Source organism: Enterobacter cloacae complex sp. P18RS, from assembly GCF_014982105.1.
Classification (GTDB): domain Bacteria; phylum Pseudomonadota; class Gammaproteobacteria; order Enterobacterales; family Enterobacteriaceae; genus Enterobacter; species Enterobacter hormaechei_C.
Map to the genome: position 1 here is coordinate 314,773 of NZ_JADCKV010000011.1, position 13,977 is coordinate 328,749.

Sequence of the window (13,977 nt, forward strand, 5' to 3'; positions counted from 1 at the left end):
CAGGCTTTAGCCTGGCTTGCTGGAAGGGTCTCACTATTCGGGGGAATATGGGAGGTTATTTTTGTCCAGCCAATGCGTCAAAAAATGGGACACCGCTTCGTTACGACAGTGTCCGATAACCGGTAAATGCGGGAGCGCGGCGATAAGTTGCGGCATCGCGTTCCCCATAATCAGTCCACGACCCACGCTGCTCAGCATCTCGTGGTCGTTCATGGCGTCACCAAAGGCCATACAGTCCTGCATCGTCAGCCCCAGATGATCGCTCAGCACCGCCAGCGCAGATCCTTTGTTACAGCCCACCGGCAGCACTTCAAGGCAGTCCACCGCCGAGAAGGTCAGGTGCGCCCGGTCGCCCAGCGCCTCGTTAAGCTGAATACGCAGGCGGCAGAGATCGTCGTGATCGCCACAGAAGCAGATCTTGGTCACCTTGTGTGCCGGAATGCGGCGCAAATCGATAAGCTGATATTTAAAGCCGCTGTAAACGTGAGCGTGCAGCAAGGCCGGGATCTCACGCCCGGTAAACCAGCCTTCATCGTTAAAAACATGCACGCTGGCCTGCGTATCCCAGGTGCTGTGCAGGACAATGTCCGCCACTTCCGGGTTCAGATCCTGACGGTGCAGCACATCGCCGTTGACGGAGTGAATGCGCGTCCCGTTGCCGGTGATCAGGAACGCATCGAGGGCAAATGTCCCCAGCAGATGGCGCATCTCCAGCACATGACGACCAGTGGCAAACGTCAGGGTAACTTCTCGCTCGCGCAGGCGCTTAAGTGTGTTCAGGGTTTTCTCCCCTAAACGGTGATCCGGCATTAACAGCGTGCCGTCCATATCAAATGCAGCGAGCCGAGCCATAATTACTCCCGAAATGTGATGCGGTTAACTTGTGCATCAGTATTACGTGAGATATACGGAAGTAATAGTGAATAGATGATAATTATTGTTCCGGGTTTTTCATGCGCCAGCTTAATCGTCTTAACCAGTATCAGCGTCTGTGGCACCCCTCCGCCGGCGCACCGCAGCAGGTTACCATCAGTGAACTTGCCAGCCGCTGCTTTTGCAGCGAGCGACATGTTCGCACCCTGCTGCGCCAGGCGCAGGAGGCGGGCTGGCTAAGCTGGCACGCCCGCTCCGGACGAGGTAAGCGTGGGGAATTACGCTTTCACGTCACCCCGGACTCGTTGCGTAATACGATGATGGAAGAGGCCCTGAAAAGTGGACAGCAGCACAACGCGCTGGAGCTGGCCCAGCTCGCGCCTGAAGATTTGCGATCGCTGCTGCATCCGTTTATGGGCGGGCAGTGGCAGAACGATACGCCGACGCTGCGTATTCCCTACTATCGCTCGCTGGAGCCGCTTCAGCCGGGGTTTCTCCCTGGCCGGGCGGAGCAGCATCTGGCGGGACAGGTATTCTCAGGTTTGACGCGTTTTAATGGTACCAGCAGTGAACCCACGGGCGATCTGGCGCATCACTGGGAAATCTCCGCTGACGGCCTGCGCTGGCATTTCTACATTCGCTCCACCCTGCACTGGCATAACGGCGATAAAATAGAGACGGCACAGCTCCGGCAAAGCCTGACGGCGCTGTTATCGCAGCCCGGCTTGGGCACGCTTTTCCGCAGCGTCTTACGTATCGAAACCACGCATCCGCAGTGCCTGACGTTTATTCTCCATCAACCTGACTACTGGCTGGCGCACAGGCTGGCAACCTACTGTAGCCGTCTGGCGCATCCCGATTACCCCGTGGTGGGTAGCGGTCCCTTCCGGCTGAGCGTTTTTGAGCCTGAACTGGTGCGTCTGGAAAGCCACGAGCAGTATCACCTTGGCCATCCGTTGCTTAAGGCTATCGAGTACTGGATCACGCCCCAGCTTTTTGACTACAGTCTGGGCACCAGCTGTCGCCACCCGGTGCAAATCGCCATTGGCGAGGCCGACGAACTGGCCAGCCTGCGGCTGGTGAGTAACAGCACCAGTCTGGGTTTCTGCTACCTCACGCTGAAACAGAGCCCGCGTCTGAGCGAACTTCAGGCAAAGCGGCTGATTAATATCATTCATCTCTCAACGCTGCTGCACACGCTTCCCCTGAACGAAGGGCTCATCACCCCTACCGAGGAACTGCTTCCCGGCTGGGCGATCCCCCAATGGCCTGATTTAACCGACGTTGCGCTGCCAGAGGCATTGACGCTGGTCTACCACCTGCCGGTTGAGCTTCACACCATGGCCAGCCAGTTAAAAGCATACCTTGCGCGGCAGGGTTGTGAACTGACCGTCATCTTTCACGACGCCAAAACGTGGGACGGGTGCCAGCAGCTTGCCGATGCAGACATCATGATGGGAGACAGACTGATTGGCGAAGCGCCAGCGTACACGCTTGAGCAGTGGCTCCGCTGCGATGCGCTCTGGCCACATCTGCTGAGCGCACCGGCATACGCCCATTTGCAGGCCACGCTGGATGCGGTGCAGACGCAGGCCGACGAGCGTGACCGACACGCAGGACTTCAGGCTATATTCAGCCGGTTAATGGAGTCAGCCGTCCTGACGCCGCTCTTTAACTACCAGTATCAAATCAGCGCGCCTCCGGGCGTCAACGGCATACGCCTTAACACTCGCGGCTGGTTTGACTTCACCGAAGCCTGGCTTCCTCCCCCAAACGCGTGAAGAAGCTGGTCGCCGCTTTAGCCAGGCGTTAACATGACGCTTTTACTGTAACTGTCGAGATGATCTATGAAACGTGCCGTCGTCGTGTTCAGCGGAGGACAAGATTCCACCACCTGCCTGATTCAGGCGCTTCACCAGTATGATGAAGTGCACTGCGTCACTTTTGATTATGGTCAGCGTCATCGCGCTGAAATCGATGTCGCTCGTGAACTGGCTCTCAAACTGGGCGCCCGCGCTCATAAAGTGCTGGACGTGACGCTGTTAAATGAACTGGCCGTCAGCAGCCTCACCCGCGACAGCATTCCGGTGCCTGATTACGAACCGGATGCCAGCGGCATTCCGAACACCTTCGTACCGGGCCGCAACATTCTCTTCCTGACCCTGACGGCGATCTATGCCTACCAGGTGAAAGCCGAAGCGGTGATCACGGGCGTATGTGAGACCGACTTCTCTGGCTACCCGGACTGCCGGGATGAATTCGTGAAAGCACTCAATCACGCTGTCGATCTGGGAATGGCAAAAGAGACCCGCTTCGAAACGCCGCTGATGTGGCTGGATAAGGCTGAAACCTGGGCCCTGGCCGACTACTGGGGCAAGCTGGATGTTGTTCGCAACGAGACCCTGACCTGCTACAACGGCATTAAAGGGGACGGCTGCGGGCAGTGTGCCGCCTGTAACCTGCGCGCGAACGGTCTGAATCATTATTTTGCGGATAAAGCGGGCGTGATGGCCGCGATGCAGAAAAAGACCGGGCTGAAATAAGGGCTACCTGACCGTGCTGTCGAACGGTAAGTGTCGACAGCACAGTTATTCCTGAACATTTCTTACGCGATCATCAGCTCCAGCTTTTCGCGCAACTCCCCTTCCAGCGGCAACGCTTTCTGGGTTTTGAGATCGATACAGACAAAGGTGATCAGCGCATCGGCCACCACCTGCCCTTCTGGCTCCAGCGTAACGACCTGGCTCAATACACCACTTTTGCCATTCAGTTGTTGGACCTCACTGGTCACGGTGAGCACATCCCCCAGCACAGCCGGGCGGCGGTAGTTAATGTTGATATTGACGACCACAAACGCGATGTTGTGTGCGGTCAGCCACTGGAAGCTTTCGCTGTTCTCCAGGCCGTCCCAGCGCGCCTCTTCAAGAAATTCAAGGTAGCGGGCGTTATTGACGTGCTGGTAAACATCGAGGTGATAACCACGGACTTTGATTTGTGTCTGCATAGCGCAATAGCCTTTCGTTGTTATAGGTTCAGAGGTCATAACTGGTATGACCTCTTTATCCTGGCAAATTTTTGCCGCAGTGCAAGTGATTACGCGATTACAGCGTCAGGTGTGCGAGATTGCGCTCAACCAGCGCGCTGCCCATACCCGGCACCTGCTTGAGATCGTCAAGGGTTTTGAAAGGGCCATACTCTTCACGATAGCTGACGATGGCCTGCGCTTTTTTTAGACCCACACCATTCATAACGCGGGCAAGATCGTCCGCAGAGGCAGTATTGATACTGACCCGCGTACCCTCGTCCTCAATGCCTTTCGTGCTGGCCGTCGCGTTGGCTTTAACATGACCTTGTGACGTTGCATCGGCCTGGTTTTGTGCAGCCTGCGCTTTAACCGAGGGGGACGCCGCCAGCGCGCCCGCACTCATCCCGGAAGTGGCAATAGCCAGTGTAATTAACAGTGCTTTGATTCCACATTTCATGCTGTTTTCTCCTTGTTTGTTGACAGCCACGCCACGATAACCGCACGGGAAAACAGGGACAAACAACAGATTGCAGAAATGGAAAAGGCCGCGAAAGCGGCCTTTAGTTTTTGCAGAGCGTTACTAAAATCTGCGAGCAGATACGTAATTATTGCTCCTGAGTGACCACATCACCCAGTTTGATTTTGGCTTCTTTACGCAGGTTGCTCATCATCGCTTCGAAAGCAATCTGGGCATTGTTCTGGGTAATTCCCTGAACCATGGCCTTCTTCTGCGCGTCTGGCAGCGTACCGGCTTTTACTTCATCCAGCGCCAGAAGCACCACGTTACCCTGCATATCGGTCGTGGTGCCAAAGACAGGTTTGTCTTTCGCCGGCAGGCTCAGGCCAAACGCCGCCTGGCTGACAGGATCCTGACCGGTACGGCTCAGCGTTTTTGCTTCGCCAAAGCTCAGGCCAGCCGCTTTCAGCGCATCGTTCTTACCGGCTTTCAGATCGGCCAGAATTTTCTCTGCATCCAGTTTTGCCTGCTGTGCCGCTTTGTTGTGTTTGACCAGCGCCACCACCTGATCTTTCACTTCCGCCAGGGGCTTCACTGCCTCGGCTTTGTGCTCGCTGACGCGCAGTACGAACGCACGGTCACCGTCAACGGTAATGATGTCTGAGTTGCTGCCCGGCGTACCGTTCTCACCGACCAGACCACCATTGAAAATGGCATCTGAAACTGGTTTGAAGTTCAGTTCTTCCGGCAGGTTTTCGTGGCTGAACCAGCCCGTCTCAACCGCTTTAACGCCAGCAGCCTGCTCAGCACCCGCCAGTGATTCGTTGTCGTTGCTTGCGGCATCGCTCACTTTCTGTTGCAGAGCATAGAAGGCGTCCAGCGCTTTCTCCTGCTTCACTTTCGCAGCGATATCATCACGAACGTCAGCCAGCGGCTTGGTTTTCGCCGCCACAACATCGTCCAGACGCGCCACCAGGAAACCAACGGAGGATTTGATTACACCAGACAGTTGGCCTTTCTCTTTCAGGCCTGCATTTTTCAGCTCGTCCGGGGTAGTGGACTCTTCCAGCCAGCCCATATCACCGCCGTTTTTGGCAGAAATAATGTCGGTGGATTTTGCTTTCGCTAAGGTGGCGAAATCAGCGCCTTTGTTCAGCTCGTCCAGCACGGCTTTCGCTTCTGCTTCCGTTTTGGTCTGGATCACGCTGTAACGGTTACGCTGCGGCTGAGTGAACTGATCCTGATGCTGGTCGTAATAAGACTGGATCTCGGCGTCAGTCGCGTTTTCCTGCATCGCAGCTGCATCCAGCTTGATATAGCTTACGCGGAACTGTTCTGGAGAGATGAAGTTGTTCTTGTTTTGCTCGTAGTAAGCATTAACTTCAGCGTCGCTAACCTGCTGTTTCGCTGCCAGTGCGTTGACATCAATCGTCGCTTCACGCACCACGCGTTGCTGCGCCACCAGTGCCGCCAGCTCTTCAGTTTCGCCTTTCAGCATGAAATCGGTGCCCACCACCGCGTTGATCAGCTGTTGCGTGGTCAACTGGTTACGCAGCGCCTGAGCGTACTGGTCAGCCGTCATACCCATCTGGTTAACAATGCTGTTGTAACGCGCGTTGTCGAACTTCCCATTAGACTGGAAAGCCTGCGTCGAGAAGATGGCTTTTTTAACCTGCTCATCGCTGATGCCCAGACCCAGGCTTTTCGCGTACTGATCCAGCAGCGCTTCGTCGATAAGGCGGTTCAGCGTCTGCTGACGCAGGTTTTTCATATAGCCTTCGTTGGCTGCAAGTTCAGAGTATTGGTCGCCCAGCTGTTGCTGCATGCGGTTACGTTCACCAGCAAAAGCGTTCTCGAACTGCCCACGGCTAATTTCCTGGCCATTCACTTTTGCGGCGTAGTTCGCGCCACCGCCGATGAGGTAACTACTCACACCGGTCAATATGAACGACACGATAATGATACCGAAAATAATCTTGAGCACGAGACTGTTAGCAGCCGTGCGTAAGCTGTCCATCATGGTGTAACAACACTCCGCTGTAGGTGACTGGTTACCTGACGCTGACGGAAAATCCTGACCGTCGCGCGTAAAGGCGTATTGTGACAAGAAAACAGGGCAATTGTCAGCCCACAACTCGCATAAACTCGCACAAATCAGGTCTGGACAAACAAAAAAGGCACATCAAACGATGCGCCCTTGTACTTTTCAGCTTCCCTGGAGCGGGAAAGCAATCAGTTTACTGCGTCTTTCAGCGCTTTACCTGCACGGAAACCCGGCACTTTAGCGGCAGCAATGGTGATCTCTTTACCGGTCTGAGGGTTGCGGCCAGTACGGGCTGCACGCTCTTTAACCGCAAAAGTACCGAAGCCTACCAGTGCAACGTCGTCCCCAGCTTGCAGAGATTCAGTAACAGAAGCAATTAAAGCATCTAAAGCACGTCCCGCTGCTGCTTTAGAAATATCAGCACCCGCAGCAATTTTGTCAATCAGTTGAGATTTATTCACTGTTCTCTTCCTCTCTTTATAATTTATATCGCACCTGAATCCTTCACAGCGCGACCGCGCAGCAGTTATATCAGTCCTGCTATGACCTTACAACACCCGTTGTTGATGGCTAACCCAATCAGCAATCTAAATTAGCTATACAAAAAAAGGCTGGCAAGTACGAAATGACTTACCAGCCTTGTTTTTATTGGCGCTCTTTGCGCGAGGTCACTATTTTGCGGTTACAACCTGCATTCCGGACGGTTCATTTTGCAGTGCGAGAGTCAGAACTTCCTCAATGCGTTTCACCGGATGGATCTGCAAATCGGCAATAACGTTGTCCGGAATCTCTTCCAGATCGCGTTTATTTTCGTAAGGGATCAATACGGTTTTGATCCCACCGCGGTGTGCCGCCAGCAGTTTTTCTTTTAACCCGCCGATAGGCAGTACCTGACCACGCAGCGTAATTTCACCGGTCATGGCCACATCAGCACGAACCGGGTTCCCTGTCAGGCAGGAAACCAGCGCCGTACACATGGCAATACCCGCGCTTGGGCCATCTTTCGGCGTCGCCCCTTCCGGAACGTGAACGTGAATGTCGCGTTTTTCGTAGAAATCCGGGTTGATACCCAGTTTTTCCGCGCGCGCGCGCACCACGGTCAGCGCCGCCTGGATGGACTCCTGCATCACTTCACCCAGTGAACCGGTGTAGGTCAGCTTGCCTTTGCCCGGGACACAGGCGGTTTCGATGGTCAGCAGATCGCCGCCCACTTCCGTCCATGCCAGACCGGTCACCTGACCAACGCGGTTTTCGTTGTCCGCACGACCGTAGTCGAAGCGCTGAACGCCAAGGTAAGCATGCAGATTGTCGCCGTTAATCACAATGTGCTTCAGGCTCTTATCCAGCAGCAGCTGTTTCACCGCCTTACGGCACAGCTTAGAGATCTCACGCTCGAGGCTACGAACGCCCGCTTCACGGGTGTAATAGCGAATGATGCCAATAATCGCGCTGTCCTCGACGGTTAGCTCGTTGGCTTTCAGCGCGTTACGCTCAATCTGTTTCGGCAGCAGGTGCTGCTTAGCAATGTTCAGCTTCTCATCTTCGGTATAACCGGAGAGACGGATCACTTCCATACGGTCCAGCAGCGGGGCCGGAATGTTCATGGAGTTGGAGGTCGCCACGAACATCACATCGCTCAGGTCGTAGTCCACTTCCAGGTAGTGATCGCTGAACGCCACGTTCTGTTCTGGATCAAGCACTTCCAGCAGCGCCGACGCCGGATCGCCACGCATGTCCGAAGACATTTTGTCGATCTCATCGAGCAGGAACAGCGGGTTTTTAACCCCCACTTTCGCCATCTTCTGGATCAGCTTGCCCGGCATAGAACCGATGTAGGTACGGCGGTGACCGCGGATTTCCGCTTCATCGCGTACGCCGCCCAGCGCCATACGGATATACTTACGTCCGGTCGCTTTGGCGATGGACTGGCCCAGAGAGGTTTTACCCACGCCTGGAGGCCCTACCAGGCACAGAATTGGACCTTTGATTTTGTTCACACGGCTCTGTACCGCGAGGTACTCAAGAATGCGGTCTTTCACGCGTTCCAGGCCGTAGTGGTCGGTATCGAGGATTTCCTGCGCCTGACGCAGGTCTTTTTTGACCTTGCTGCGGGCATTCCACGGAACCTGTACCATCCACTCAATATAGCCGCGCACGACGGTCGCCTCTGCCGACATCGGAGACATCATTTTCAGCTTCTGCAACTCAGCTTCGGCTTTCTCTTTCGCCTCTTTCGGCATCTTCGCCGCGTCGATCTTACGCTTCAGCGCTTCGTTTTCATCCGGCGCATCGTCCATCTCGCCGAGCTCTTTCTGAATGGCTTTCATTTGCTCGTTCAGATAGTACTCACGCTGCGATTTTTCCATCTGCTTTTTGACACGGTTGCGAATGCGCTTCTCAACCTGGAGCAGATCGATCTCAGACTCCATCATCGCCATCAGGTATTCCAGACGTTCGTTAACGTCGGACATTTCCAGCACGGACTGTTTGTCAGCCAGCTTCAGCGGCATGTGCGCAGCGATGGTATCCGCCAGACGTGCAGGATCGTCGATGCTGTTCAGCGACGTCAGCACTTCAGGTGGGATTTTCTTATTCAGCTTGATGTAGCCTTCGAACTGGCTGATCGCGGTGCGTACCAGCACTTCCTGTTCGCGCTCATCAAGTTCCGGTGAATCAAGGTACTCCGCCTTCGCAGAGAAGTGCTCGCCATCGTCTGACAGAGTGGTAATACGCGCACGCTGTAAGCCTTCCACCAGCACCTTCACGGTGCCGTCTGGCAGCTTCAGCATCTGCAAAATAGAGGCCACGGTCCCGACGGTGAAAAGATCGTTTACACCCGGCTCATCCGTTGATGCTTCCTTCTGCGCGACCAACATGATTTTTTTATCATGATCCATGGCGGCTTCGAGGCAACGGATAGATTTTTCCCGCCCTACAAATAAGGGTATGACCATGTGCGGATAAACCACCACATCGCGCAACGGCAATACGGGGATTTCAATGCGTTCAGAACGCTCAGGATTCATAGAGCTCTCTCTTAGTTTAGTGTCCGCCAGGTAAACTGGTCATGTAACTGTGCTTCACACAACCATTAAAATGTAATCCAGTATATGGGGATGTTTCCCATACATTCAACGCCATGAATACGGAAAAAGTAAAGGGGAGATAAAATCCCCCCTTTTTGATTAACTGATTGTATGAAATGGTGAATTATTCGCCAGATGCCTGCTGCGCTTCCGGTTTACCGTAAATCAGTAACGGCTTGGACTGGCCACCAATGACGGACTCGTCGATCACGACTTTTTCAACGTCTTCCATAGAAGGAAGATCGTACATCGTGTCGAGCAATGCTGCTTCTACGATAGAACGCAGGCCACGGGCACCGGTTTTACGCGCCATCGCTTTCTTGGCAATCGCGTCCAGTGCTTCGTCACGGAATTCCAGCTCAACGCCTTCCAGATTAAACAGCGCCTGATACTGCTTGGTCAGCGCGTTTTTCGGCTCTTTCAGGATCTGAATCAGCGCGTCTTCGCTCAGTTCGTTCAGGGTCGCCACAACCGGCAGACGGCCGATAAATTCCGGAATCAAACCGAATTTGATCAGATCTTCCGGTTCAACCTGCGCCAGCAGCTGGCCTTCGTTTGGTTTTTCAGACGTGGCTTTCACCGTTGCGCCAAAACCAATGCCGGAGCCGGTTTCCACACGGTGAGAGATCACTTTATCCAGGCCTGCAAACGCACCACCACAGATAAACAGGATCTTGGAGGTATCAACCTGCAAGAATTCCTGCTGCGGATGTTTACGCCCACCCTGCGGTGGAACAGCCGCAACCGTACCTTCGATCAGCTTCAGCAGCGCCTGCTGCACGCCCTCGCCTGAGACGTCACGGGTGATCGACGGGTTGTCTGATTTACGGGAGATTTTGTCGATCTCATCGATATAGACGATCCCGCGCTGGGCTTTCTGTACGTCGTAATCGCACTTCTGGAGCAGCTTCTGGATAATATTTTCAACGTCTTCACCCACATAACCGGCTTCGGTCAGGGTGGTGGCATCCGCCATGGTGAACGGAACATCCAGCAGGCGCGCCAGCGTTTCCGCCAGCAGGGTTTTACCAGAACCCGTAGGCCCGATCAGCAGAATGTTACTTTTGCCCAGCTCTACGCCATTGCTGGTATCGCCGTTACGCAGACGTTTGTAGTGGTTGTATACCGCCACCGCCAGCACTTTTTTCGCCTGCTCCTGACCAATGACATAGTCGTCCAGGTGGTGGCGAATCTCGTGTGGCGTTGGTAACGCGCTGCGCTCACGGTGCGGCGCGACTTCTTTAATCTCTTCGCGAATGATGTCGTTACATAAATCGACGCATTCGTCGCAGATATACACGGACGGCCCGGCAATCAGTTTACGCACTTCATGCTGGCTTTTGCCGCAAAAAGAGCAGTACAGCAGTTTGCCCGAACCATCTTTGCGTTTATCTGTCATGAGTCCAAACCTCTTTTTAAGTTCTATGTGCCGCACATGACGACGCAAATGCCATTCTCAGACGCAAGCTGCTTACAGGCAACGTGCCGCCCTACCTTAGTATAGCGGCACACTCGCGTCGCGGGCATCAATTACGATGGGTCAAAATGGAGTCGACTAAGCCGTACTCAACTGCCTCTGGTGCAGAGAGGAAGCGATCGCGCTCGGTATCGCGCTCGATCTGCTCGAGAGGTTGACCCGTATGCTGCGCCATAAGTTCATTCATGCGCGCTTTTACTTTCAGAATTTCTCGGGCGTGGATTTCAATATCCGTCGCCTGGCCCTGGTAACCACCCAGCGGCTGGTGAATCATCACGCGGGAGTTAGGCAGGCAGAAACGCTTACCTTTCGCCCCTGCGGTTAACAGGAAAGCACCCATGGATGCCGCCTGCCCCATACAGATGGTACTGACATCCGGCTTGATGAATTGCATGGTGTCATAAATTGACATGCCCGCCGTAATCACACCGCCTGGCGAGTTGATGTACAGGTAAATGTCTTTTTCCGGGTTTTCCGCTTCCAGGAACAGCATCTGCGCCACGATCAGGTTAGCCATATGGTCTTCCACCTGGCCGGTCAGAAAGATAACGCGTTCCTTGAGCAGACGGGAATAGATATCGAAAGAACGCTCACCGCGTGAGGTCTGTTCAATAACCATTGGCACCAGCGCCATATGGGGTGCAAAGTTATCTCGTTCGCCACTGTATGACATTTCCGTCTCCTGGTTCAAAATTGAAAACACCTGCTGTACTGATTGTAACCTTATGGACGGATTATCAGCCAGTCTCAATCATCGTGATTACATACTAATGGGGGTCGTCATGCCCTATTTCAAGCATAACAACGTTTTGTTGTAACGCTAACACTGAAAGGGCGTTTTAGCACCCTTCCAGGACTAAAGCTGTGATAAAAAAAACCCGTCGCCGGAGGGCAACGGGTTTTTTGTTCAAACTTTAAACCGTCGGGGCGAAATTATGCCTGCTGGTTCATCAGTTCGGTGAAAGAGGTCTCTTTTTCGGTCACTTTCGCTTTCGCCAGTACCGCTTCAACAGCCTGCTCTTCCAGTGCGACGTTGCGCATGTTGTCCATCAGCTCTTTGTTCTTACCGTAGAACTCGATCACTTCTGATGGGTCTTCGTATGCAGAAGCCATCTCTTCGATCAGGCCTTTCACACGCTCTTCGTCAGCTTTCAGCTCGTGGGTACGAATCACTTCGCCCAGCAGCAGGCCGACAACAACGCGACGTTTCGCTTGCTCTTCGAACAGCTCGCGTGGCAGTTCCATCGCTTGCTGCTGGTTGCCACCGAAGCGCTGTGCAGCCTGACGGCGCAGAACGTCGATTTCGCTGTCGATCAGGGCAGCAGGAACGTCGATGTCGTTCGCTTTCACCAGACCTTCAATCGCCTGAGACTTCACGCGGTTACGTACAGCGCCGTTCAGCTCGCGCTCCATGTTTTTACGCACTTCGGTACGCAGACCCGCAACAGAACCATCTTCCACGCCGAAACGCTTGATGAATTCTTCAGTCAGTTCTGGCAGTTCGCGCTCTTCCACTTTCTTCAGGTTGATAACGAACTTCGCTGCTTTACCTTTCAGGTTTTCAGCGTGGTATTCTTCAGGGAAGGTCACGTCAATGGTGAACTCTTCGCCCGCTTTGTGGCCTTTGATACCGTCTTCGAAGCCTGGGATCATACGACCCTGGCCCATCGCCAGTACGAAGTCAGACGCTTTACCGCCTTCGAACTCTTCGCCGTCTACAGAACCGGTGAAGTCGATGGTTACGCGGTCTTCCGCGTCAACAGCGCCTTCTTTTTCTTTCCAGTTCGCCTGCTGCTTACGCAGGGTATCCAGCATGCCGTCAACATCTTCGTCAGTCACGGAAACGATCGGTTTTTCAACTTCGATAGATTCCAGACCTTTCAGCTCAACTTCCGGGTACACTTCGAACTCTACGGAGTAGGTGAAGTCTTCGCCCTGCTTGTATTCACCTGGAACGTAGTTCGGCGCGCCGGCTGGATTGATTTTTTCTTTGATGATCGCGTCGATAAAGTTGCGGCTCATCAGTTCACCCAGCACATCTTGACGCACGGAAGCGCCATAACGCTGAGCAACAACATTCATTGGTACTTTGCCCTTGCGGAAGCCGTCAATACGTACTTTTTTTGCTACGTTGACCAGCTCGCTTTTCACAGCAGTTTCGATGCTGTCAGCAGCGATAGTAATCGTTACACGGCGGCCAAGGCCTTGAGTGGTTTCAACTGAAACTTGCATCTTGTTACCTCAAAAAAATCACAGTGCTCGGTCAACTCTGAATCTGTCTGTTATACCGGGATGCTCTCTTATGTGCAGATTCACATTCCCTGTCGCCAGAATCATCCCGAAGACATTCAATAAGACGCGGCATTATAGCGGCATCACTTAGGTGAGTCGAGAACGGTTGGAGCATGTTGCTGCGGCTTTTTTCACACTTTAAGGCTATTTTTAGCCTTAAAAACGCGCCATCCGCTCAAAACTCAGACAAAACAAAACGGCCCGAAGGCCGTTTTGACGAAATCTGTAAGCAACATACTGGAAAAACTCCGGCGGTTGCAAATCCGATTTATCAGGCGATGGTGCCTGCACCCCGACAAGGCGGTGATGCGAATACCGTATCCTGTAGCCCTTCCCATTCCTTAATGGTGTAGGTATGCAGCGCCAGCGCATGTACGGTTGTGGAGAGTTCTTCCGTCAAGGTGCTGTAGATCAAGCGGTGTCGGTTCAGGAAACGTTCTCCCGTGAAGCGATCGCTGACCAGAACCACTTTAAAGTGGCTTTCAGAACCTGCCGGCACGTTATGACGATAGCTTTCGTCGACAACTTCGAGAAACACAGGGTTGAACGCTGCCCTTAATTTTTCTTCTATCTGTTCACGTATCATCATGAAATCACTCCTCCGACAACGCTAAGGTGTCACCCATCCCTTTAAATATTAGCCGCTTTTACCGGTTCCATTACACCTTGACAACAAATATTTAGCTTTCGTCTGATTTTCTCATCCAAACGAATGAAGTTCAC

Annotated in this window: 12 protein-coding genes; 2 read left to right on the forward strand and 10 right to left on the reverse strand. The window is 53.6% G+C overall.

Going from position 1 to position 13,977, the window contains the following annotated elements:
• Positions 1–33: 33 nt before the first annotated feature.
• On the reverse strand, positions 34–852 hold the full coding sequence (gene cof / locus INF61_RS09255) for an HMP-PP phosphatase (RefSeq protein ID WP_108393845.1): 819 nt from the start codon (positions 850–852) through the stop codon (positions 34–36).
• Positions 853–953: 101 nt separating this feature from the next.
• Between cof and INF61_RS09260 the strand changes: the two genes are divergently transcribed.
• Both INF61_RS09260 and queC read left to right on the forward strand, forming a co-directional pair.
• Positions 954–2,654: an SgrR family transcriptional regulator gene (locus INF61_RS09260; RefSeq protein ID WP_193126688.1), complete on the forward strand. Its 1,701-nt coding sequence runs from the start codon at positions 954–956 to the stop codon at positions 2,652–2,654.
• Between the two features lie 66 nt (positions 2,655–2,720).
• Positions 2,721–3,416, forward strand: a complete 696-nt coding sequence (gene queC, locus INF61_RS09265) for a 7-cyano-7-deazaguanine synthase QueC (RefSeq protein ID WP_015571271.1) — start codon at positions 2,721–2,723, stop codon at positions 3,414–3,416.
• Positions 3,417–3,478: 62 nt separating this feature from the next.
• Here the strand turns inward: queC and INF61_RS09270 are convergent, their stop codons facing one another.
• From INF61_RS09270 to bolA, 9 genes are all read right to left on the reverse strand, one after another.
• The gene (locus INF61_RS09270) at positions 3,479–3,877 is read right to left on the reverse strand and encodes a YbgC/FadM family acyl-CoA thioesterase (RefSeq protein WP_017694410.1); all 399 of its coding nucleotides are present in this window, start codon (positions 3,875–3,877) and stop codon (positions 3,479–3,481) included.
• Between the two features lie 97 nt (positions 3,878–3,974).
• Positions 3,975–4,355 carry a helix-hairpin-helix domain-containing protein gene (locus INF61_RS09275; RefSeq protein ID WP_193547717.1) on the reverse strand — a complete coding sequence of 127 codons (381 nt, stop codon included), beginning with the start codon at positions 4,353–4,355 and terminating at the stop codon, positions 3,975–3,977.
• Between the two features lie 148 nt (positions 4,356–4,503).
• Entirely contained in the window at positions 4,504–6,375 is a 1,872-nt protein-coding gene (ppiD, locus tag INF61_RS09280; RefSeq protein ID WP_017383192.1) for a peptidylprolyl isomerase, read from the reverse strand.
• A 212-nt stretch (positions 6,376–6,587) separates the two neighbouring features.
• On the reverse strand, positions 6,588–6,860 hold the full coding sequence (hupB, locus tag INF61_RS09285; RefSeq protein WP_002444653.1) for a nucleoid-associated protein HU-beta: 273 nt from the start codon (positions 6,858–6,860) through the stop codon (positions 6,588–6,590).
• A gap of 210 nt (positions 6,861–7,070) precedes the next feature.
• On the reverse strand, positions 7,071–9,425 hold the full coding sequence (gene lon, locus INF61_RS09290; RefSeq protein ID WP_014882775.1) for an endopeptidase La: 2,355 nt from the start codon (positions 9,423–9,425) through the stop codon (positions 7,071–7,073).
• Positions 9,426–9,609: 184 nt separating this feature from the next.
• Positions 9,610–10,884 carry an ATP-dependent protease ATP-binding subunit ClpX gene (gene clpX, locus INF61_RS09295; protein ID WP_015571275.1) on the reverse strand — a complete coding sequence of 425 codons (1,275 nt, stop codon included), beginning with the start codon at positions 10,882–10,884 and terminating at the stop codon, positions 9,610–9,612.
• Between the two features lie 127 nt (positions 10,885–11,011).
• Positions 11,012–11,635: an ATP-dependent Clp endopeptidase proteolytic subunit ClpP gene (clpP, locus tag INF61_RS09300; protein WP_006809880.1), complete on the reverse strand. Its 624-nt coding sequence runs from the start codon at positions 11,633–11,635 to the stop codon at positions 11,012–11,014.
• A 260-nt stretch (positions 11,636–11,895) separates the two neighbouring features.
• Positions 11,896–13,194 carry a trigger factor gene (gene tig / locus INF61_RS09305; protein WP_015571277.1) on the reverse strand — a complete coding sequence of 433 codons (1,299 nt, stop codon included), beginning with the start codon at positions 13,192–13,194 and terminating at the stop codon, positions 11,896–11,898.
• A 331-nt stretch (positions 13,195–13,525) separates the two neighbouring features.
• Complete coding sequence (gene bolA, locus INF61_RS09310) at positions 13,526–13,843, reverse strand: transcriptional regulator BolA (RefSeq protein ID WP_003859051.1); 318 nt, start codon at positions 13,841–13,843, stop codon at positions 13,526–13,528.
• Between the last annotated feature and the right edge of the window lie 134 nt (positions 13,844–13,977).